This window comes from Tritonibacter mobilis F1926 (assembly GCF_000376545.2).
Classification (GTDB): Bacteria; Pseudomonadota; Alphaproteobacteria; order Rhodobacterales; family Rhodobacteraceae; genus Epibacterium; species Epibacterium mobile.
Genome location: NZ_CP015230.1, coordinates 1,478,823 through 1,501,191, shown reverse-complemented (window position 1 = coordinate 1,501,191; position 22,369 = coordinate 1,478,823). Strand labels below are relative to the sequence as shown.

At 55.1% G+C, this 22,369-nt stretch carries 23 protein-coding genes; 16 read left to right on the top strand and 7 right to left on the bottom strand.

Going from position 1 to position 22,369, the window contains the following annotated elements; translation table 11 throughout:
* Positions 1–10 precede the first annotated feature (10 nt).
* From typA to K529_RS07175, 5 genes are all read right to left on the bottom strand, one after another.
* Positions 11–1,831, bottom strand: coding sequence for a translational GTPase TypA (gene typA, locus K529_RS07195; RefSeq protein WP_005615528.1), 1,821 nt, complete (start codon positions 1,829–1,831; stop codon positions 11–13).
* Between the two features lie 126 nt (positions 1,832–1,957).
* Complete coding sequence (locus K529_RS07190; RefSeq protein ID WP_005615529.1) at positions 1,958–2,287, bottom strand: DMT family transporter; 330 nt, start codon at positions 2,285–2,287, stop codon at positions 1,958–1,960.
* Between the two features lie 129 nt (positions 2,288–2,416).
* A complete protein-coding gene (locus K529_RS07185; RefSeq protein WP_005615531.1) occupies positions 2,417–3,580 on the bottom strand; it encodes an HD domain-containing protein in 1,164 nt (387 codons plus the stop codon).
* Positions 3,577–3,825, bottom strand: a complete 249-nt coding sequence (locus K529_RS07180) for a hypothetical protein (RefSeq protein WP_005615533.1) — start codon at positions 3,823–3,825, stop codon at positions 3,577–3,579. The genes K529_RS07185 and K529_RS07180 overlap by 4 nt, the downstream gene beginning before the upstream one ends.
* Positions 3,825–4,478 carry an alpha/beta hydrolase gene (locus K529_RS07175; RefSeq protein WP_005615535.1) on the bottom strand — a complete coding sequence of 218 codons (654 nt, stop codon included), beginning with the start codon at positions 4,476–4,478 and terminating at the stop codon, positions 3,825–3,827. Before K529_RS07175 ends, K529_RS07180 begins: the two co-directional genes overlap by 1 nt.
* 186 nt (positions 4,479–4,664) lie before the next feature.
* On the opposite strand from K529_RS07175, the gene iscR reads away from it, so the two are divergent.
* From iscR to K529_RS07095, 16 genes are all read left to right on the top strand, one after another.
* Entirely contained in the window at positions 4,665–5,123 is a 459-nt protein-coding gene (gene iscR / locus K529_RS07170) for a Fe-S cluster assembly transcriptional regulator IscR (protein ID WP_005615538.1), read from the top strand.
* Positions 5,124–5,191: 68 nt separating this feature from the next.
* Entirely contained in the window at positions 5,192–6,235 is a 1,044-nt protein-coding gene (locus K529_RS07165; protein WP_005615541.1) for a cysteine desulfurase family protein, read from the top strand.
* 15 nt (positions 6,236–6,250) lie between these two features.
* Positions 6,251–7,771 carry a Fe-S cluster assembly protein SufB gene (gene sufB, locus K529_RS07160; RefSeq protein ID WP_005615545.1) on the top strand — a complete coding sequence of 507 codons (1,521 nt, stop codon included), beginning with the start codon at positions 6,251–6,253 and terminating at the stop codon, positions 7,769–7,771.
* A 38-nt stretch (positions 7,772–7,809) separates the two neighbouring features.
* Positions 7,810–8,124, top strand: a complete 315-nt coding sequence (locus tag K529_RS07155) for a heavy metal-binding domain-containing protein (protein WP_005615548.1) — start codon at positions 7,810–7,812, stop codon at positions 8,122–8,124.
* A gap of 19 nt (positions 8,125–8,143) precedes the next feature.
* Positions 8,144–8,908: an FkbM family methyltransferase gene (locus tag K529_RS07150; protein ID WP_005615551.1), complete on the top strand. Its 765-nt coding sequence runs from the start codon at positions 8,144–8,146 to the stop codon at positions 8,906–8,908.
* Between the two features lie 62 nt (positions 8,909–8,970).
* Entirely contained in the window at positions 8,971–9,726 is a 756-nt protein-coding gene (gene sufC, locus K529_RS07145; protein WP_005615554.1) for a Fe-S cluster assembly ATPase SufC, read from the top strand.
* Complete coding sequence (locus tag K529_RS07140; RefSeq protein ID WP_005615555.1) at positions 9,726–11,006, top strand: SufB/SufD family protein; 1,281 nt, start codon at positions 9,726–9,728, stop codon at positions 11,004–11,006. Before sufC ends, K529_RS07140 begins: the two co-directional genes overlap by 1 nt.
* 8 nt (positions 11,007–11,014) lie before the next feature.
* On the top strand, positions 11,015–11,500 hold the full coding sequence (locus K529_RS07135; RefSeq protein ID WP_040641815.1) for a hypothetical protein: 486 nt from the start codon (positions 11,015–11,017) through the stop codon (positions 11,498–11,500).
* On the top strand, positions 11,500–12,078 hold the full coding sequence (locus K529_RS07130) for a YIP1 family protein (RefSeq protein ID WP_005615559.1): 579 nt from the start codon (positions 11,500–11,502) through the stop codon (positions 12,076–12,078). The genes K529_RS07135 and K529_RS07130 overlap by 1 nt, the downstream gene beginning before the upstream one ends.
* Positions 12,071–13,291, top strand: a complete 1,221-nt coding sequence (locus tag K529_RS07125) for a cysteine desulfurase (protein ID WP_005615561.1) — start codon at positions 12,071–12,073, stop codon at positions 13,289–13,291. The genes K529_RS07130 and K529_RS07125 overlap by 8 nt, the downstream gene beginning before the upstream one ends.
* 96 nt (positions 13,292–13,387) lie before the next feature.
* Positions 13,388–13,603, top strand: a complete 216-nt coding sequence (locus K529_RS07120) for a hypothetical protein (RefSeq protein WP_005615563.1) — start codon at positions 13,388–13,390, stop codon at positions 13,601–13,603.
* The gene (locus K529_RS07115) at positions 13,600–14,508 is read left to right on the top strand and encodes a hypothetical protein (protein WP_005615566.1); all 909 of its coding nucleotides are present in this window, start codon (positions 13,600–13,602) and stop codon (positions 14,506–14,508) included. Before K529_RS07120 ends, K529_RS07115 begins: the two co-directional genes overlap by 4 nt.
* Before the next feature lie 54 nt (positions 14,509–14,562).
* On the top strand, positions 14,563–16,083 hold the full coding sequence (locus tag K529_RS07110; RefSeq protein WP_005615569.1) for a hypothetical protein: 1,521 nt from the start codon (positions 14,563–14,565) through the stop codon (positions 16,081–16,083).
* Positions 16,084–16,138: 55 nt separating this feature from the next.
* Entirely contained in the window at positions 16,139–16,630 is a 492-nt protein-coding gene (locus K529_RS07105; RefSeq protein WP_005615572.1) for a hypothetical protein, read from the top strand.
* On the top strand, positions 16,623–17,150 hold the full coding sequence (locus K529_RS07100; protein WP_005615574.1) for a M15 family metallopeptidase domain-containing protein: 528 nt from the start codon (positions 16,623–16,625) through the stop codon (positions 17,148–17,150). The genes K529_RS07105 and K529_RS07100 overlap by 8 nt, the downstream gene beginning before the upstream one ends.
* Before the next feature lie 334 nt (positions 17,151–17,484).
* A complete protein-coding gene (locus K529_RS07095; RefSeq protein ID WP_131664966.1) occupies positions 17,485–18,744 on the top strand; it encodes a rolling circle replication-associated protein in 1,260 nt (419 codons plus the stop codon).
* 500 nt (positions 18,745–19,244) lie between these two features.
* On the opposite strand, the gene K529_RS07090 is transcribed toward K529_RS07095, so the two are convergent.
* Both K529_RS07090 and K529_RS07085 read right to left on the bottom strand, forming a co-directional pair.
* Positions 19,245–19,676 (bottom strand): universal stress protein, encoded by a 432-nt coding sequence (locus K529_RS07090; protein ID WP_005615579.1) that lies wholly within the window; start codon positions 19,674–19,676, stop codon positions 19,245–19,247.
* Complete coding sequence (locus K529_RS07085) at positions 19,676–22,273, bottom strand: TRAP transporter permease (protein WP_005615581.1); 2,598 nt, start codon at positions 22,271–22,273, stop codon at positions 19,676–19,678. The genes K529_RS07090 and K529_RS07085 overlap by 1 nt, the downstream gene beginning before the upstream one ends.
* Positions 22,274–22,369: the final 96 nt, after the last annotated feature.

Genomic DNA, 22,369 nt, shown 5'->3' with positions numbered 1-22,369 from the left:
TAGGTGGCTATCAGCCGTTGGCCTTTGCCATCCGCTTACGCTCGTGCGGATCAAGGTAGCGCTTGCGCAGGCGTACGGAGGTTGGGGTGACTTCCACCAGCTCGTCGTCGTTGATGTAGGCAATCGCCTCTTCCAGCGAGAGTGTAACCGGCGTGGTAAGCCGGACCGCATCGTCGGTGCCGGAGGCCCGCACGTTGGTCAGCTTTTTGCCCTTCAGCGGGTTCACTTCCAGGTCGTTCTCACGGCTGTGCTCGCCAATGATCATGCCGGTGTAAACGTCGGCCTGTGCACCGATGAACATCTTGCCACGCTCTTCGAGGTTCCACAGCGCATAGGCCACGGATTGACCGTTCTCCATGGAGATCAGAACACCAGCGCGACGGCCCGGAATGGAGCCCTTGTGCGGGGTCCAGCCATGGAACACGCGGTTCAGAACGCCCGTGCCGCGGGTGTCAGTCAGGAACTCGCCGTGATAGCCGATCAGGCCACGCGACGGCACATGCGCGATGATACGGGTCTTGCCGGCACCTGCGGGCTTCATCTCGACCAGCTCACCCTTGCGGTTGCCGGTGAGCTTTTCGATCACCACGCCGGAATATTCGTCATCCACGTCGATGGTGGCTTCTTCGACGGGCTCCATACGCTGGCCGTTTTCCTCGGAGAACAGCACCTGCGGGCGGGAAATCGACAGCTCGAACCCTTCGCGGCGCATGTTCTCGATGAGAACGCCCATCTGCAATTCACCACGGCCCGCGACCTCAAACGCCTCGCCGCCGGGAGTATCGGTGACCTCGATTGCCACGTTCAGCTCCGCCTCTTTCATCAGGCGATCCCGGATCACGCGCGACTGGACTTTCTTGCCATCACGACCCGCCAGCGGGCTGTCGTTGATGCCAAAGGTCACGGTGATGGTCGGCGGATCGATCGGCTGCGCGGGCAGGGCCTCGGTGACCGAGGTGTCCACGAGCGAGTCTGCAACGGTTGCTTTGGTCATACCTGCAATCGTTACGATGTCACCAGCCTCAGCCGCGTCAATCGGCTGCTGTGAAAGGCCGCGGAACGCAAGGATCTTTGTGGCGCGGAAATTCTCGATCAGGTCACCCTCACGGCTCAGGGCCTTGAGACTATCACCTACTTTGAGCGTACCGCTCTCAACACGTCCGGTCAGGATGCGGCCCATGAAGGGGTCGGAGCCGAGCGTGGTGGCCAGCATGCGGAAGGGCTCATCCTTCTGCGCGATCTGCTTGGGCGCGGGGACGTGCTTCACGATGAGGTCAAACAGCGCCGAGAGATCCTTGCGCGGGCCATCCAGTTCCATATCGGCCCAACCGGAGCGACCGGAGGCATACATGGACGGGAAATCAAGCTGATCGTCATCTGCACCAAGGTTGGCAAAGAGATCGAAGCATTCATCCAGCGCGCGGTCAGGCTCAGCGTCGGGCTTGTCGACCTTGTTCAGCACCACGATGGGGCGCAGACCCAGCGCCAGCGCTTTGGAGGTCACGAATTTGGTCTGCGGCATCGGGCCTTCGGCAGCGTCCACCAGCAGCACCACACCATCAACCATGGAGAGGATGCGCTCCACTTCGCCACCAAAGTCGGCGTGGCCGGGGGTGTCGACGATATTGATACGGGTGCCGTTCCATTCCACAGAGGTGGCTTTGGCCAGAATGGTAATGCCGCGTTCGCGTTCCAGATCGTTGGAGTCCATGGCACGTTCTGCCACGGCCTGGTTTTCGCGGAAGGCGCCGGATTGTTTCAGAAGCTCGTCAACCAGTGTGGTTTTGCCGTGGTCAACGTGCGCGATGATCGCAATATTGCGCAGGTCCATAAGGTATGCCTTTGATTGGGGTTGCCGGGCGCATACCCCGATAAAGCCCCCATGGCTAGTGCAAAAGAGGGACAAACCTACAACTGTCGCCGCACTGCCGCGACATCTCTTGCAAGTTCGGAGGCCTCAATGCCCCGAACTGGTCGAAAACAGATGGATTATGAGGATGCCGCCAATAATCATCGCCATTCCCGCAATCGCTGGCAGATCAATGCGTTGACCAAAAACAAGGAAGCCAATCGCCGCGATGAGAACAATCCCCAGTCCAGACCAGATTGCGTAAACGATACCAACTGGCATGAATTTGAGCGTCAGGCTCATCAAAAAGAAAGACACAGCGTAAGCGATGACAACAATCACCGACGGCACCAGCCGGGTGAATTGTTGGCTGGCCTGAAGGGCGGTGGTGCCAATGGTTTCGGCCAACACAGCGGCCATCAAGTAGAGATAATGCATGGCGTGTCCTCTAGCGTCATGAGGCCACCTGCAGGGTAAGTTGCGGTGACTTTACCCTCAAATCCTGCCTTGCAGACTGGCGCAAGAGGGGAAATGCCTCCGAGGCTTTCTGTTCACACCAATGTGGGGTTAAAGCCTGCCGCGCGCTGTAAACCACGGCAACAGTTGCGCGCGCACATATGCCCAGACCTGTGGCGCGCCACGCGCGATCTTAGCGCCGACCCGGCTCTCAAGCTGGGGCAGGGTGACGTTATACTCAATCCAACTGCCGCCACCGGTTGCGATGTTCAACAGCACCGGCTGCACCCGGTCGATGGATTTGGCAAAGACGGCGTCGCTGCTGGTTGCAGCTTCAAATTCTTGCCAGATCTTCAGGCATTCCTCAGTTTGGGCTGCTGGAAGGAGGTCAAAGATGCGTTGTGCTGCTGCCAGCTCCTCCGCCTCGATCCGTGCGAGCGCATCTGCGTCTAGCTTTGAGTGGATCGGGACATCACCAGCATCTATCTCCACCAGATCATGCAGCAGCATGGTCAAAACGCGCGTCACATCTACTTCAGACACGCTGTAGGGGGCCAAGATCCACGCATAAAGCATAATGTGCCAGCTGTGCTCTGCTGAATTCTCGTAGCGTTGACCGGAGGCAATGCGAGAGGCGCGCAGGATAGACTTTAACCGGTCGGCCTCGGACACGAAGGCGAGCCTTGCAGCAAAATCAAGATCGCTGACCTCGGCACCGTTCATGAGTTCAAGCGCCGCTGCATAGGCCTCTGGGAAGCGGTCTTTTAGGGTGGTTGCGCGGCCGGTCGTCAGGTTTTCACGAACCACGCGAAGGTGATCCTCAGGAGGTGAAACAGCGCAAAGCGTTTGGAAGATAGGCTGGCAGTAGTCCAGCGCTTTTGCAAAGCGCGCATCGGCACTTTCTGCGGCCTCAAACTCTCGCCAGAGCAATTGCAACTCATCCCCCTGCACCTTTGGCAACAGGCCAAAGATCCGCTTCTGGGCCTGCTCCTCGGCCTCAGCTACAGCAGCCCAGTCAGTAGGTTCGTCAATAGGATGATCACCAACGTCGATCTCAACGATGTCATGCAGCAAAAGCATCTGAATGACGCGCGGGATGGACACAGCAGGCGGGGCATAGGGCGCAAAGGCCAGCGCATAGAGTGCCAGATGCCAACTGTGTTCGGCCGAGTTCTCAACCCGGCTGCCATCGAGCAGGAGATTCTGCCGCTCCACCCCGCACAGCCTTTCGATTTCAGAGAGGAATTCGAACTGCTGCACAAGATGGGTTGTCATGGTTGGTTTCGTGCCTCTGCCTCGAGTGCTGCCTTAGCAGCCTCAAGCCGTTTGTTGAGAAAGTCGCGCGCCTTGCGCTCGGCAAGGCGAATTCGAACCTCTGTCAGAAAAGCTTCTTCGAGAGATTGGGAGGCCGCCCCGAGAACTTGGGCGATCTCCATATACATGCGGTCTTCACCAAGTGCGTCCTGGACCTTGAGGGTATCCTCCGCCAGCTTTGCAGCCAGTGTGTCCAGCGTCGACATCAGCGGGTGGTCTCAGTGAGGCGCCGTTTGACGTAATCGGAGACATTTCCGATCATCGTGTCCATATGCGGCTCTTGGAAGAAGTGATCCGCACCCTCGATCTCATCATGGGTGATGGTGATGCCTTTTTGCTCGTGCAGCTTGTTCACAAGGCTCACCGTATCCGCAGGCGGGGCCACGCGGTCTGCGGTGCCGTTGATGATCAACCCCGAAGACGGGCAGGGCGCCAGGAACGAGAAGTCATACATGTTCGCAGGCGGCGCAACCGAGATGAACCCGGTGATTTCCGGGCGACGCATCAACAGCTGCATGCCGATCCAGGCCCCAAAGGAGAAGCCCGCAACCCAGCAATGCTTAGAGTTGTTGTTCATCGACTGCAGGTAATCCAAAGCGGACGCGGCATCCGAGAGTTCGCCGACGCCCTGATCGTATTCACCTTGCGATCGGCCCACGCCACGGAAGTTAAACCGCAGTACGGTAAAGCCCATGTTGTAGAACGCATAGTGGAGGTTATAGACCACCTTGTTGTTCATGGTGCCGCCGAATTGCGGATGCGGGTGCAACACGATTGCGATCGGCGCATCCTTTTCCTTCTGCGGGTGATAACGGCCTTCCAGGCGTCCTTCGGGTCCGGGGAAAATGACCTCAGGCATGGGTGGGTTGATCCTACTCTGCTTTTTGGCGAGGTGGCGGAGACAAATACTTGACGAATTCTATCCGACACCTTAGAACTATTCTAAAGAGGCGCAGGTGAAGGACCGGCACCGTGTCAAGCTGAGATACGCATTGACAGGGCTATCGTCAATCATTTGCTGCTTTTTCGACAAAAGGGTTAGCAGATGAAGCTTTCGACAAAGGGACGGTACGCAATGGTGGCCTTGGCTGACATTGCATTGCAACCGTCAGAAGGTCTGGTTGTCCTGGCCGACATTTCCAAAAGACAAGATATTTCCTTGCCTTATCTAGAGCAACTCTTCGTAAAGCTGCGCCGTGGCGGTCTGGTCGCTTCTGTGCGTGGACCGGGCGGGGGCTATCGTCTGGCCCGACCTGCGTCGGAGATCCGTGTGGTTGAGATTCTTGCGGCCGTTGATGAGACCGTTGATGCGATGCACAAAGGGGCAGGTGCGTCTGGGGGATCAAGCGGGAGTCGTGCGCAATCCCTGACCAACAGGTTGTGGGAAGGGTTGAGCGCACATGTTTATGTGTTCCTGCATCAAACCCGGCTGTCTGACGTCATCGCCAATGAACTGGCGCCTTGCCCGGCCGTTCCGAACCTGTTCTCGGTGGTCGATGAATAGGAACACGTGGCCAGCCTGAATGCTGGCACCAAGACCACAATAGTTCGCAACAATAAAAATATGACTCCATGACTCGTGTTTATCTAGATCACAATGCCACATCACCGCTGCGCCCCGAGGCGCGCGCCGCGATGATTGCGGCCATGGACGTTTGTGGCAATCCGTCGTCGGTTCACGCCGAAGGTCGTGCGGCCAAGGCCGTGGTTGAACGCGCCCGTGCCCAGATTGCTGCTGCCTTTGGTGCGGATGGTGCCGATGTGGTTTTTACATCCGGGTCGACTGAGGGCGCTGCTTTGGCTCTTATGGGGCGCGGCCTTCACGGCGCAACGCTTGAGCATGATGCAGTAAGGGCCTGGACTGTCGAGGATTTGGCGGTTGACCCTTCTGGGCGCGTGTGTGTGACAGACCCACAAAATTCCTGTGTGCAACTGGCGAATTCCGAGACTGGTGTCATTCAAGACCTGCCCGAAGGGCTGGCGGTCACAGATGCAACGCAGGCCTTTGGCAAGCTGCCGGTCGCCTTCAATTGGATGGGCGCAACCATGGCGTTGATTTCCGCCCACAAGCTTGGCGGCCCCAAAGGTATCGGTGCGGTCGTGCTGAAGCGTGGCACCGATCTTGCGGCGCAGATCAAAGGTGGCGGACAGGAAATGGGGCGCCGCTCTGGAACCGAAAATGTGATTGGAATCGTAGGGTTCGGTGCCGCAGCTGAAGCAGCCGCGAAGGATCTGGATAACGGGGTCTGGGACCGGGTTGCAGAAATTAGAAATATTCTAGAAAAGACGGTTGCGGCTGAGTGCCCGGACACTATTTTCGTAGGTAAGGATGCGCGCCGCCTGCCAAACACCTCCTGCTTTGCGACCCCCGGATGGAAGGGAGAGACGCAGGTTATGCAGATGGATCTGGCAGGTTTTGCGATCAGCGCAGGCAGTGCCTGCTCCAGCGGCAAGGTGCGCGCGAGCGCCGTTCTGACCGCAATGGGATTTGATGAGACGACGGCTCAGGGGGCGATCCGCGTATCGCTCGGGGCCGACACGACCGAAACGGATGTGCTGCGCTTTGCAGAAGCGTGGTGCGCCAAACAGAAGAAACATCGCGCCCGCTCGGCGTGAGTTCAGGAGAAGACGATGGCCGCTCTGGACCAATTCGAAGCCAAGGAAGGCGTTGATCAGGAAACCGTGGATGCGGTGCGCGAGGTCAGCACGTATAAATACGGTTGGGACACCGATATCGAGATGGAATACGCCCCCAAAGGCGTGAACCCGGATATCGTGCGCCTGATTTCCGAGAAAAACGAAGAGCCAGAGTGGATGACCGAATGGCGTCTGCAAGCGTTTGAGCGCTGGCAGGGCATGAAAGAGCCGAATTGGGCGATGGTGAACTATCCTGAGATCGATTTTCAGGATCAGTACTACTACGCGCGCCCAAAAAGCATGGAAGTGAAGCCTAAGTCGCTTGATGAAGTCGATCCCAAGTTGTTGGCTACATACGAAAAGCTCGGCATCCCTTTGAAAGAGCAGATGATTCTTGCTGGCGTTGAGGGAGCAGAGGATGCGCCCTCCGAGGGTCGCAAGGTTGCTGTGGATGCGGTGTTTGACTCTGTGTCCGTCGGCACAACCTTTCAGGAAGAACTGAAAAAAGCGGGCGTGATTTTCTGCTCTATCTCAGAAGCGATCCGCGAACATCCTGAGTTGGTGAAGAAATACCTCGGCACCGTGGTGCCTGTGTCTGACAATTTCTATGCGACGCTCAACTCCGCTGTCTTCTCTGACGGTTCGTTTGTGTACGTCCCGCCGGGTGTGCGCTGCCCGATGGAGCTCAGCACCTATTTCCGCATCAACGCGGAGAACACGGGTCAGTTTGAGCGCACCCTGATCATTGCCGATAAAGGCAGCTATGTCAGCTACTTGGAAGGCTGTACTGCACCACAGCGTGACACCGCTCAGCTGCACGCTGCCGTGGTTGAGATCATCATCGAAGAAGATGCCGAAGTGAAATACTCCACCGTTCAGAACTGGTTCCCCGGTGATGAGAACGGCAAGGGCGGCATTTACAACTTTGTGACCAAACGGGCTGATTGCCGCGGTGACCGCGCAAAGGTGATGTGGACGCAGGTTGAGACCGGCTCTGCCGTGACATGGAAATACCCGTCCTGCATCCTGCGCGGCAACGAGAGCCAGGGCGAGTTCTATTCCATCGCCATCGCCAACAACATGCAGCAGGCCGACACCGGCACCAAAATGATCCACCTTGGTAAGGACACCAAGAGCCGGATCGTGTCCAAAGGGATCTCCGCCGGCAAGGCCCAGAACACCTATCGCGGTCTGGTGTCGATGCATCCGAAGGCGAAAAATTCGCGCAACTATACCCAATGCGACAGTTTGTTGATCGGTGACAAATGTGGTGCGCATACAGTGCCTTACATCGAGGTGAAGAACAATTCCTCGCGCTGCGAACACGAGGCGACAACCTCCAAGGTAGATGACGATCAGCTGTTCTACTGCCGCCAGCGTGGCATGGACGAAGAAGAGGCGGTCGCACTGGTTGTGAACGGTTTCTGCAAGGACGTGCTGCAAGCGCTGCCGATGGAATTCGCGATGGAAGCGCAGCAGCTGGTTGCGATTTCGCTCGAAGGATCTGTTGGCTGATGTCCGGCCCCTGGCAAGGACAACAAGGAGACTGCACCATGATCGTCACGACCACCGGTTCCGTTGAGGGCTACCAGATCGCCGAATACAAGGGCATCGTTGTGGGTGAGGCGATCATGGGCGCGAATGTTGTCCGCGATGTTTTTGCCCAGATCACCGACATTGTTGGCGGAAGATCAGGCGCTTATGAGAGCAAGCTGCAAGACGCACGCGAAACGGCGCTAAGCGAGTTGGAAGACCGCGCGCGTGCGCTTGGCGCAAATGCAGTTGTGGGCGTCGACCTCGACTATGAAGTCGTCGGCCAATCGATGTTGATGGTCTCGGCCAGCGGCACCGCTGTCGTGATCGGTTAACTTAGTCAGAGAATAAGCCGTGCTTTTTGATCCTCTCCAACTTCGTGAATTCATCGACCGAATTTCCTCTGGGAAATCCGTGGGATTCCCAGAAGTGTCTCTCTATACCAGCGAGATTTATGGTCAGCGCATGGTGTTCGCTGTCGATATGCAGCGTGACCCGATCCAACGCTCTCATCGAGAAGGGCGCTTCTACGAAGAGGAAGAACTCTCTGTTATCAAATCTCTTTTCCCTCTTGGCGGTACGTTCGTAGATATTGGTTCTAATGTGGGGAACCACGGACTCTATGCGGCGGTCTTTCTGTCGGCGGCGCGTGTCATCCCATTTGAACCCAATCCAAAGGCGCTAAAGCTGCTGCTGGCGAATATCTCCGCTAACGGGCTCGCGACGAAATACGACATGAGCCACCTTGGAAAAGGATTGGGCGCAGAGCCGCGTGTGGGCTTTGGGATGGAGTCGCGGGATCGAAATCTCGGGGCCGCGAAAATGTTGCCGGGAGAGGGCGATATTGAAATTACAACAGGCGATCTGGCTCTGAAAAATGACCACCCCGTCTTCATTAAGATCGATGTGGAAGGTATGGAAATACAAGTTCTTTCTGGCCTTCAAGATACGATTAGCCGATGCCAGCCTGCGCTATTGGTAGAGGTCGACCAAGAAAATGACGATGCGTTCCACACCCTGATCGCACGAATGGGATATGGGATCTGCGACACGCTGCAGCGCTACAAAACAAATAAGAATTACGTCATCAAACCGATCCAAACGGATGTGGAACGCTGACGAACCCCCGACACGCAGCATGTGCCTCAGGCGCCAGCTGCAACAAGAAAAAGGCGAAAGATATGCTCGAAATCAAAAACCTACACGTGAAACTTGAGGAAGAAGACAAGCAGATCCTCAAAGGTGTAAACCTGACCGTCGAGGCAGGCAAAGTGCATGCGATCATGGGCCCGAACGGATCCGGTAAATCCACATTGTCCTACGTTCTGTCAGGCAAGGATGGCTACGAGGTGACCGAAGGGTCTGCATCTTTGCTGGGCGAAGAACTGCTGGAGTTGGAACCGGAAGAGCGCGCTGCACTTGGTGTTTTTCTTGCCTTCCAATACCCGGTCGAGATTCCCGGCGTGGGCAACATGACCTTCCTTCGCACTGCGGTAAACGCTCAGCGCAAGGCCCGTGGCGAAGAAGAGCTGTCGGCCACGGATTTCCTCAAACACGTGCGCGAGAAAGCCAAAGAGCTGAAGATCGACGCCGAAATGCTGAAGCGCCCGGTTAATGTTGGCTTCTCCGGTGGTGAGAAAAAGCGTAACGAAATCCTGCAGATGGCAATGCTGGAGCCAAAAATGTGCATTCTCGATGAGACCGACTCCGGTCTTGACGTCGATGCCATGAAACTGGTTGCCGACGGCGTGAACGCGCTGCGCGACGAGGGTCGGGGCTTCCTTGTCATCACGCACTACCAGCGTCTGCTTGATCACATCAAACCTGACGTTGTTCACATCATGGCTGATGGTCGCATCGTAAAAACCGGTGGACCCGAGTTGGCGCTCGAAGTGGAAAACAACGGTTACGCAGACATCCTGTCCGAGGTGGCATAATGGCACTTCCTGAGCTGAAACAATCGATGACAGAGGCCCGTCTTGCGTCTCTGTCTCTGCCCGAAGGCGGATGTCTCGATGCAGCGCGCCGTGCGGCCGTATCGCGGGTTCAGACCATGGGCCTGCCAGACCGACGTGATGAATATTGGAAATACACACGTCCTGATACGCTGACCGCAGTGGACGCGCCGAATGCAGCTGTGTTCGACAGCGGTGAAGCACCGATGTTTGATACATTTGATCGCATTCACATCGTTTTTGTCGATGGCATCTTTGATGCTGAGGCCTCTGATGATCTCTCTCTGGAGGGTGTGAACATCGAACGCCTTGCTGAGATTCAAGGCAAAGACATCCATTGGGCCAAAGACATATACGGTGTTCTTGAAGCGCGCGGTCAAACACCGGTTGAGCGCCCTCTGGCCGCGCTCAACACCGCTTTTGCAACCGATGGTGTGGTTATTCACGTCACCGGAAAGCCATCCAAACCGATCAATCTGGTCTATCGTCACGAAACTGAGAGCTCCGATGCGATCCTGCATCATGTGATCAAGGTGGACAGCGGTGCCGAGGCGACGATCCTTGAAAATGGCCCGGCCGCCTCGCGGTTTAACAAGGCGATGGAGATTGATATCGCGGATAATGGCACGCTCCACTTGGTGCGCGCTCAGGGACGTGATCATGAGCGTCGTGCGGCGACGCATCTCTTTGCGCGCTTGGGAGCAGAGTCCGTTTTCAAGAGCTTTACGCTTACGGTAAATGGCGTCCTGACCCGCAACGAGGCTGTGGTTGAATTCCTCGGTGATGATGCCGTGGCGCATGTGGCGGGTGCCTGTGTGGGCGATGGTGATTTTCACCATGATGACACTGTTTTTGTCACCCATGACGCGGTGAACTGCGAAAGCCGTCAGGTTTTCAAAAAGGTTCTGCGCAATGGGGCAACGGGTGTTTTTCAAGGTAAAATTCTGGTGAAAGAAGGCGCACAAAAGACTGATGGATATCAGATTTCTCAGTCTTTGCTATTGGATGACGACAGCCAATTCCTCGCCAAACCAGAACTTGAGATCTACGCTGATGATGTGGCCTGCTCGCATGGCTCCACCTCAGGTGCGATTGATGAGGATGGGCTTTTCTATCTGCGTTCTCGTGGCGTTCCTGAATCGGAAGCAACCGACCTGATGACGCTCGCTTTCCTTGCAGAGGCAGTGGAAGAGATCGAGGATGACGAGATCGCCGCCAGCATCAACGACCGCCTTTACGGCTGGCTCGCCCGGCGGCGCTGAGGTCTGGCATGGCTGTGACCACAGACATTACGGCAACGTATCGGGGGCCGCGCAAGGTAATTGCGCGGCTTCTCGCTATGGGGCCAAGAGAAGACCGGCTTTTGGCTTTTGTAATGGGGGCTTGTGTGCTGATGTTCATCGCGCAAATGCCCCGTCTTGCACGCGAGGCGCATTTGACCGGGCAGGAGTTGAACATGCTTCTGGGCGGTGCGCTGTTGGGTATCATATTCATCGCGCCGTTGGCTCTTTATGCGCTTGCGATGATTTCTCATTTCCTGATGCGCATGATAGGCGGGCAGGGGGATGGATACTGCGGTCGCCTCGCACTGTTTTGGGCGATGCTCGCATCCTCTCCTCTGTTGCTCCTGAATGGACTGGTCGCGGGGTTCATTGGACCCGGACCAGCATTGAGTGCCGTCGGGATCTTGTGGGTTGTCGTGTTCCTCTGGTTTTGGATCTCCGGTCTCATTGAGGCCTATTGGGGTAAAAACTAATGAATTTCAAAGACCTCTTGGTGGAAACTGTCACTGATCCGGCCAGTGCGGCGTGCCGGATCATATCAATGCAACTCAGTTTTGATGTGGTCTGGACCGGTTTCGCATTGAATGTCGTCCTGAGCGTGTTTCTCTACGCGGTGCAGGGATACCTGCTTGGCTATCCATCGAACACACTCTTTCCGGGGCTGAGCCCGGCGATGTTTGGTGTGTTTCTCGTCGTTCTTCAGTTGAGCTATACGATCGCTTCGATCACCGCTGCGAAATGGATGGGGCGAGTGGCCAACTTCACCACTATTCTGGGCTTGCTCGTATGGTTGCGCATCGTAAATATCATTGTGCAAGTGATTGCGATTGTTCTAGTTTTCGTGATCGCACCTGTTGCTGTGCTGTTTAACCTCGCGGCTGCGGTTTACGGGCTCTATGTGCTTGCACATTTTACCAACGTAGGTTTTGGTCTGAATTCCATGGCAAGATCCGCCGGCGTCATAGTCCTTGCGGGTATCGGCGCCATGATCGCCGTTCTGATCCTGATGGGATTGTTCCTTCCCACAATTCTGGAGACGTCCAATGTATGATGTCGAAAAAATCCGCTCTGACTTTCCGATCCTGTCGCGCGAAGTGAATGGCAAACCGCTGACTTATCTCGACAATGGGGCGTCCGCGCAAAAGCCACAAGTTGTGATCGATGCGGTAACTAAGGCATATGCTGAGGAATATGCTAATGTTCACCGTGGCTTGCATTACCTCTCTAATCTTGCGACCGAGAAGTATGAAGGCGTGCGCGGAGTTATTGCGAAGTTCCTGAACGCTGCGGATGAGGATCACATTGTCCTAAATTCTGGCACCACCGAAGGCATCAACCTGGTGGCTTATTCCTGGGCGATGCCCCGGATGGAAGCTGGTGATGAGATCATTCTGTCGGTGATGGAGCATCATGCGAATATCGTTCCGTGGCATTTCCTACGGGAACGTCAGGGTGTGGTTCTGAAATGGGTGGACACTGAAGCGGACGGAAGCCTCGATCCGCAAAAGGTTCTGGATGCGATCACACCTAAAACAAAACTGATCGCTATTACACAATGTTCCAATGTCTTGGGAACTGTTGTTGATGTAAAAGCCATTACATCTGGCGCGCATGACAAAGGTGTTCCGGTACTTGTGGATGGATCGCAAGGTGCGGTTCACATGCCCGTAGATGTTCAAGATCTTGGTTGCGACTTCTATGCGGTGACCGGACATAAGCTCTACGGCCCGTCGGGATCTGGCGCGATCTACATTCGTCCCGAGCGAATGGCAGAAATGCGTCCGTTCATTGGTGGTGGTGATATGATCAAGGAAGTCTCCAAGGATCAGGTGATTTACAATGATCCGCCAATGAAATTTGAGGCCGGAACGCCCGGGATCGTCCAGACCATCGGATTTGGTGTCGCGCTAGATTACATGATGAATGTCGGAATGGCGAAGATCGCGGCCCATGAGGCGGACTTGCGCGATTATGCAGCTGAGCGGTTCAAAGGATTGAACTGGCTGAACATTCAGGGGCATGCACCGGGTAAAGCTGCTATTTTTAGCCTGACGCTTGAGGGCGCTGCACATGCGCATGACATCTCGACGATCCTCGACAAGAAAGGCGTCGCTGTACGCGCTGGTCATCATTGTGCCGGTCCGTTGATGGATCATCTTGGCGTTACTGCAACGTGTCGTGCGTCCTTTGGGATGTACAACACCCGCGAAGAGGTTGATCGCCTAGTTGAAGCCCTTGAACTGGCCCATGATTTGTTTGGTTGAGCTTTAGGAGTAATGCTCTGCCTCATCCCACAGTAGTTAATTTACATAATACTGATTATGCGACTTTCTCAACTTTAACGATAGTTGGAGAAAGTAATGCAATGGGTAGTAAACGAGTTCGTCGGCCCTCTCGCGCGTCGCGCAGGCGGTCAACTCGCTGCAGCGCTTGTCGGTCTCGGCATGGCGCAGCAGCACGAGCTAGCGGTCGGCGCAGCCGTCGCTTGGGCAATCGTAACCTTCGCCGAGGTCGTGGTTAGCAAGCGCAGCCGCGAAAGCCTCGTTCGTAAGGTTCGTTCCATCGGTGAAGCATGATCTGGGAGCAAGCCCTCGGCATTGCCGGGGTGCTTTTCCTCATGGTCTGCTGCTTCATCCCGCGTGATCCGACGCAGTGCAATTTCATCGGGGCGCTTATCGGCGGCGCGTTTGGATTGCTTGGTGCGAGTAAGCAGCGAAAAGAGAACCAACGGATTAACGAGGCTAACCGCCCTGTTAATCAGGTCGCTGAGTGGGAAGCTGCCGGGATCAATCCTCTCTTTGGGATTGGCTCCGGCGGCTATGTGCCTCATCAGGCTGCATCTATTGGGGATGCTTACGCCACTGCTGGCGCGCGATTTGGTCAGGCGATTGATCAGTATCGCGGGGAAAAACTTGCCGAAACTGAACTTAAGAAGGAAAACACTGCGTTGAAGGAGAAGCTCGATGAGCTTGCCACGCCGCGCATTCCGTCTTATCTGTCTCAGTACGGCGCGATTATTCCTGTGCCGACGATAGGAGCGACACATGGGCAAGTTAATCGGCAAGATCCTCGATCTGTTTCCGGGAACGTGGACGGGTCTGGTGATCTTTCTCCTAAGTCTGCCCTTCGCGCTGCTCGCCTTGGGGGCGCTGGTGATCCAACTGATTACAATCCAGTAAAGGCACCCGCCTATAAGGCGTTTGGTGTTCCATGGGTTGGCTCTGGGGCCTTCGGCAGCGGCGATAGCGCTGAGGAAGCGCTAGGCGATACTCCATTTACATGGTTGGCCACCCCGGCGATTTTTGGGGATATGTTTGGGCATACTATTGGCCAAGCATATTCCCGTCATAAGCAGCGTAAAGCTGATAAAGCCATGGAAGAATGGTTCCGCAGGGAGCGTGAAGGCGATCCCATAAAGCGCGATCCCTTCGAGCAACATGCTCGTAAGCTTCAATCCCAAAATCCCTACTTCAGACCGTAACTAATCGCGCATTCTGCGCGGTTGGACCTGAACTCTATTCCTAAGGAAAAACTGATGTTGAAATCATCAACTGCACGCGGCGCGATTGCGACCGCTTTCAATGGTCAACGCCGTATCCGCCAGTGGCGTAATAATCACTTCGGCTCTATCGACGCCGTGAAGATTTGGCCGCTTTCGATTTGCCGTTTTCGTCCCGATGAGGGTGGCACTGTCTCGACAAACCTTAACGTTAAGCTCGCGCCAGTAAGCGGATATATGCGATCGAACGCATACGTTGAGGTAGTGCAGGTCTTCGTGCCTTATCAGGCTATCGAAAAACTGTGGTACGATACTCAAGATGACGCAGGCGTCACAGAGATGACCCGCCGGCGTCTTATCGCTGGTATCACACCCCCGCTCGATTTGACGAATGCCATTACTAACGCCGCCAATATTCATCCACGAAAGATTGGTGGTGATCCTCGCGTTAGTTCTACTGCTCGTACAGCCTATAACGCTGCTGTTAATCATCTGCGCAGATACGCCTACTATGATGCTGATCAACTGACAAAAGCGAACGCATCTATTGTGCCCGCTATACTCAGTGCAAACGCTTTGGAGCGTTTCAACGGTGTCCTTGAACCAGAGCGCAATATCGACGGTGCAATCAATTTGACCGGCGAATTGCCGTTGAAAATTGACGGTTCTACCGCTGGTGCTGTGCTTGGCACAAGTGTTGCGGCTGATGGGGAGAGTATCGTTGAGACAACAATCGGTGAGCAATTCTATACCGATTTGTCTGGTACCGGTGAAATCACCCTTCGCGATATGATTAGAAGCCAGATACTTGACGGCCTCATTCGAAATTTTGCTCAGATGATTGAGGACGATCCAATCAATGGCGAGGGAGTCGTTGAGCGTGCTCTTTACGGTCTATCCGTTGATTATGATGACAACTGTCAGGTTCTTTACAAGCAAGTTTATGAGCTTAGCCCGAGTCATGCCCGTCCAATGGACGGAGCGTCTTTCAATGACGTCTCAGCGCATTTTGCTTTGGAAAATGAAACCTTCACCACGCTCGTTCCTCGTTCGGAGCTGGGCGGTCAGCTGGTTACGCTTGTTTCGGTTAAACCACTCGAAACAGTTGAGGCTCAGCCTGACCCGGCGCAAACTGAGACATGGGAGCTTGTCAATCGTGTGCATGATGAGATGGCGCTTGATGAGGTATTGCTTACCCGTGCCGACCTCGAAAGCGGTGTTTTGCCCGCTGATGAAGACCAACCCGTTTTCTGGACTGGCCATAATTCGATCAAGCACGCTTATTCAACGCGGGGCGTGAATAAGGACCGTATCGCGGGCGTTGAGATGAAAAGTTCGATGTGGACGTATCCCGTTCCATCATCGGTAACGCCTGAAAATATCTCATACCCACCGGGTGGGATTGATATGTATCCGTTCTACAATTGGAACGGCGGTCACGCTGAATATACGATTGATCAGGTTGCGGCGATTTCGACGCATTTGGCCAAAGGGCCAAATCCTGTCGAGCGCATTCAGATCTTCGCTGCTGATCCGTCGTTGATTGAAAATGAATGATCCAAGCAGGGGCGGTTAACGCCCCTGCCCTTTTTACCGTCTGAGGAAAATTAAAATGACAGAAGAAAGTCAAAACATCGTAGCTGGGTATGATCGCAACCAGCTTGTTCACGCGGTTATCTGGCCTGAAGGGCCGGATGGCGCGTCTGCAACGTTGTACGACACTGATGGTGTCGTACTAAGTGAGGTACCTATCACAGAGCCCGTTAAGGGGTCTGTGTGGTCGTCTCTGATGCCGCAGGGCTACAAGATCGATATTGCTGGATGCAACGTCATCAGCATGTCTGGCGAGGTCGTCGTTGCCACGCGTACCGAGTTTGACACTGTTGTTGTCACTGAGCGCGCTGAGGTGTCGCTTGAGCACACGATGCAGCGCATGGTCAACAAGGCCGTGCGTGAAGAGCGGCTTCGCGCTGAGCGGCGCGCTCAGCGTCAAGCTCAGCGCGAACAAGAGCCGCAGCTTGTCGAGGACGATGCGGACGCCGAACTGCCCGAGGATACCGCCGCAGAGCAAACCACAGAGACGGAGGATGCATCTAATGCGTGATCCGGCGATGGGGGAGCCGCGCAAGCGTATGACGCGCATGCGCTATGACGTTGGCCCGATGGGCTTTCTTTCTGACCAGATTATTAAGGAGATGCAGCGTGCGGGTTATCCCGCGCGCGAGTTCAACCTTTATCGGTCGCCTGAGAAGCAGGATCAGATGTTCACGCGTGGCGTGTCAAATGCGCGCCGCTTCCAGAGTTCGCACCAGTATTACGGCGCTTCGGACCTGATCCACGAAAAGTGGGCATGGTTCGATAAGTCGCAAGCTGGTGTGCCTGACGGTCGCTATTTCTGGGACCGGCTCTGGGACTGCGTTGAGGTTGTTGGCGAGAAATACAAAGTCGAGTTCAGCAACCGCATTAGCTGGGACTCCGCGCACGTCCAGTTGGAAAACTGGCGTGATTTCAGCGAGGTAGTCGGCGCACGTGAACCAAACCAGATGCAGCTGGATTGGTATTTCCAAATCACGTTGCCTGCTGTCTGGAAGCAGCACCAGCGTTCGAAGGAGCGTGTCGCATGAAGCGTTTGGCGCGTTACATCTTGCGGGCTGAGATTGCGAGGCTCGAATCGCAGAAGAGCAGCTTGATGCGTTGGAATAAGCGCCAAGCAACTCGTTTGCGCGAATTGCGCCAAGCTATGGCTCGTCCACTCGACGAAGAGTGACGAAAGCAGCGGCCCCCATTCATTGGGGGGCCGCTGCGTCCCGATACACCCTTGTTCCTGTATACATTTAATGACACGCCCGGACTGTAACAATGTGCACTAAGCCCCTGACTATCAACGGATACGAAGTAAGCTGCCGCGAGTGCGATGAATGCGTCGCAACCTACAAAAATAGCTGGGTGTCTCGCTGTGTGGCTGAAAAGCAAGATATGCCACACGCTTACGCGATCACCTTGACCTATGCTGATGTTGACGGGAGCGCGCCCCTCGGTGCCCGTGTGTACCGTTACAAAGACGTTTCTGACATGTGGAAACGGATAAGATCGGCCGCTAACCGTAAGTGGCAAAAGCAAGGTTTCGCTTTGCGCTATGTGATCGTGGGCGAGAAAGGCACCAAGTTCGGGCGTGTTCATTATCATGGCGTCGTCTTTGCCACGCATCCCATACATGAGCTTGGAAAGCTAAGTGGCAAGAATAGCAACGAATTTGCTTACAAACGACGCCTCGACTGGTCCCTATGGGGCCATGGTTTTGTCGAATTTCAGCAGGCTGACCGTAAGGGAATGGCCTATGTACTCAAGTACATTCTAAAATCCCGAATGACCGCTCAACGGTCTCGGGGCTTCGGTCGCGAGGGAAAAACCGAGTGGCTTGCCAGCTCGTACCTTTGGTGTTCCAAGGTTCCAGCGATCGGAGCGACATGGTTATTCGATAAGCTGAATGACTTATATTCCAAGGGGATGTGCCCCCCTTCCCTACGCATTCGCGTTCCGGGGGGTGGTGATTGGTACGTTCACGGCACATTGCAGAAAGAGATGTGCCTGTTTCTCCATCAAGCCAATCAGGAGTACCGCGCGCAGCGTGGTCGCGATCTGGCTGGCTGGTCTACCTTAATCAAATCCGTATCTGAGGAAGTCGAAAAGACGGACACAGGTGAACTAGTGAAGCGCAAACCATGGGAGTGGCTGACGAATGGCGAGGAAGAAGAAGACGAAATCACAGAGGAACTACGGGCAGAACGCCGCGAACGCGGGGAGCTTGAATTCCAGAAGCTCAAGGCCGAATACGCGCATCGTCGTCGTATCGCGGCGCCCATCACAAATGCCCGTGCCACGCTCCGCAACTGCGGCCACATCATCCCGTGCGAAAAGTGCCTCAACGGATTACGGGAGCACGACAAACAAGACCTTGAACAAGAATACCTCTTACGTTTCCACGATTGGCAACGCCTCCACCCGCAAGGGTCGAGGGAAAGCGCAAGCGACTATGAGAGACGGTTTAACGACTGGTGGCTCACTCGTCTCAGGCCCTCAAGGGGCTGTGCGATCAGAGACACCGAAATTCTCCAAGAGCAGTTTTGGCGACTCATCCCAGTCACCAAAGCGCAACCGGGACTTACCTTCAAAGAAGCGGTTGGAAAAACGCTGCAAAGACCGACCGGACAGCCATGAGGCCCGGCGCGGCTCTGGTGGGTCCCGGCCTTTCGTACCGTGGTGCAAGAAAACCTAGCATGAGGGGGCTTCGGCCCCCTTTTCTTTTGCTGTTACCTTAAAACTTACGTCCTGGAAAACGTAACCTAGGGTTGAGCAATCTACTAAGAAGGCCCGTCCCCGCTCTCGTCAGAAAGGGCTGTAGGGGGCGGGCCTTCGGCGTTTCTATATCTCGCTCTGCGTAGCTATGCACGACTATCGGGAGTTCGTGAAACACGCGCATAGCACAACTAAAAGGCGAGTTATCGATAGAGGCAAAAGAAAAAGCTGGACAAACTACAGAATGTGTGGAACACAAGATGTAGTGTAGTTGCTCTACATCGAAGGTCGCATCTAAGGTATTGATATCACTTACTTAATACTGATTATAGGATATGCGTATGGGAAGTTATATGCCACCTCTCTGATATGAAAAACGCGCTCCAATTCGGAGCGCGTTTTTTGTTCAATATCAGCCGGTATTAGTCGCGCACGATCAGAACCGAGCATTTGGCATATCGCGCCACACGCGCTGAGTTCGGTCCTTGCAGCCGGTCCATCAACTCAGGTTTATGTGCACCCATGACCACCAAGTCAGCCTCAGACCGTTTGATCGCATCAAGGATCATCTCGTACACATTTGCCCCAACTTCAACGATGTGTTGGACACCCTTCATGTCTGGCACGACCTTTTTAACAAAGGCATGTAGTTGGCGGTCAGCTTCTTTGACCGCCTCCTTCATGGTGCCGTCCTTGAAAAACGAGCCCACGATGCTCATGCCATAGTCCGGGACTACGGTCACCACGCTGAGCGTGGCTCCGTAGAATTCAGCGAGCTCGGCTGCCCGTTTCAGCAATGCCTCTTCAGCATCCATATGCGTCAGGTCGACAGCGCAAAGTACGTGTTTGGTCATCAGGCTACTCCTTCTTCTTTGCGCTTCCGGCCGAGCTGCAGGAAGACGACGAAACCAAGGATCAGGAACGCCGGAAGATAGAAGATTTCTTTCGGCATGCGATCTGCCTCAACTTCCATCTCGACCAACTCCCAGTCGAAATCGATGCCAAGTTGCTCTGCTGGACCGCCGAAGTTCAGATTGTCCACATAGATCTTGCCATCTTCATCGCGGAACTCAATGCCTGCGCCGTCATAGAGACGGGTTTGACCATCGGCACCCTGCTCACCCAGCGGCAGCAGGAAACGCGCATCTACCATATCGCCTTCAAGGCTCTCACCCAGCAGGCGCACACGCAATGTTCCGCCATCTTCCACGTTCTCGGCCATTTCATAGACCGCAGACCCCGGACGGGTTTCAAACGCAGGTTGCAGCTGATCGAGGAAGAAGCCCGGACGGAACAGAGTGAAGGCCACCAGAAGCAGCAGCGCGCTTTCCCAGATCTTTGATTTCACAATGAAATAGTTCATCGTGGATGCGGCAAACAGCAGCATCGCAATCATCGCCACGATAAAGACGAACACTGCCTGAACCGGCCCCACATCAATCAGCAATAGATCAGTGTTGAAGATGAACAGGAACGGCAACAATGCGGTTCGGATTGAGTAGAAGAACGCCTGAAAGCCTGTGCGCAGCGGATCACCTTTGGAAATCGCAGCTGCGGCAAAGCTCGCAAGCCCCACAGGCGGTGTCACATCCGCCATAATCCCAAAGTAGAATACGAACATATGCACCGCGACCAGCGGTACGATCAGACCATTTTGCGCGCCCAGTTCCACCACAACACCCGCCATCAGCGAGCTTACCACGATATAGTTGGCGGTTGTGGGCAAGCCCATGCCAAGCACAATTGAGATCAGCGCAACAAAGATCAGCATCAGCATGACACTGCCACCGGAGAGGAATTCAACAAACTCCGCCATCACCTGGCCGATCCCTGTCAGGGTCACCGCACCAACAATGATACCAGCGACACCCATGGCACAGGCCAGACCAATCATATTGCGTGCACCGATGATCAGACCTTCAAAGATGTCTGCAACACCTTGCTTGAACTCAGCAATTGCATTGTCTTGCCCGCGGAACATCGCCTTGATCGGGTTTTGAGTGGCGAGGATCACCAACATTGCAACCGACGACCAGAAGGCCGAGAGGCCCGGCGATTTACGCTCGATCATCAGCAGATACATCAGCAGCAGGATTGGCATGATGTAGTGAATGCCGGTCTTAAAGATCTCACGCGTGGGCGGCAGGTTCTGCATCGACTCGATGCTGATTTCCAGATCCTCATGCGCCGCAGCAACTTTGAGAGCCAGAACATAGAGGACAGCCATGATCACCACAATCAGCCACGTGCTGGCCCCGCCTGCGATCCCTTCGAGCGCATTCACAAACACACCACAAAGCCACAGGGTTCCGCCACCGATGATGATAGAAATGGCGATGGTGAAAATCGCGCCGAGGAAGAACTTGACCGGGTGCATCCGGCGAGAGCCCTTCATGCCCATTTTGAGCGCTTCGAGGTGCACGATATAGACAAGAGCGATGTAAGAGATCGCCGCGGGGATAATCGCAGTCTTCACAACCTCGACGTATGGAATGCCGACGTATTCGGTCATCAGGAAGGCCACCGCGCCCATCACGGGCGGTGTCAAAACGCCGTTGATCGACGAGGAGACCTCGATCGCGCCAGCCTTGGTGGCGGGAAAGCCCACACGTTTCATCAGCGGAATGGTGAACGTGCCAGTCGTAACCACATTGGCGATGGACGATCCTGAAATCAAACCCGTCGCAGCAGAGCCGATGACGGCGGCTTTTGCCGGGCCTCCGCGCAGGTGTCCCAAGGCAGCGAAGGCCAGTTTCAGGAAGTAGTTCCCTGCCCCGGCCTGATTAAGAAGCGCGCCGAATAGTACAAAAAGAAACACAAAACCAGAAGATACGCCAAGCGCGACACCAAAGACGCCCTCGGTGGTGAGCCACATGTGGCTCATGGCTTTGTTGATTGACGCGCCCTTCCACTGCACCACTTCGGGCAGCCACGGCGACGAGCCAAAGAAGACATACGCCAGGAAAAACAGCGCCACGCCCATCAGCGGGAAGCCAAGGCTGCGTCGCGCCGCCTCCAAAAGCAGCACCAAACCGATTACCGCGACAATGATATCCGTCTGGTTGGGTGCACCGGAGCGTGCCGCAACTCCTGCGTAGGCATAAAACAGATACGAAGCACAAAGCGCGCCAATTATGCCAATAATCCAAGTCGGGATCGGGATATGATGGCGCGGGCTCGTTTTTAGACCGGGGAACGCAATAAAGGCCAAGAGCACCGCAAAGCCAAGGTGAATGGCACGGGTTTGCGTATCATTCCAAACACCTACGCCAAGAACGAACGGCAACGGTGACGCGATCCAAAGCTGATATAGAGACCAGACGAGCGGTAAATACCAAAGCGCATTGCGCCCCAATGCATCTCGCGGCGAACGGCCGCCGGTGTCGCTGTCGGCTACAAAATCGTCAAGTGAACGATCTTCCTGAGCCGCAGCGCTTTGATTATCTGTCATCGTGTCCCCACCCGGTTTGTTATACACTCTTGTTGAAACGAAAACGGCTTTCGCCCCTGAACGCAGGAGCGAAAGCCTTTGATTTTACGAGAAAAG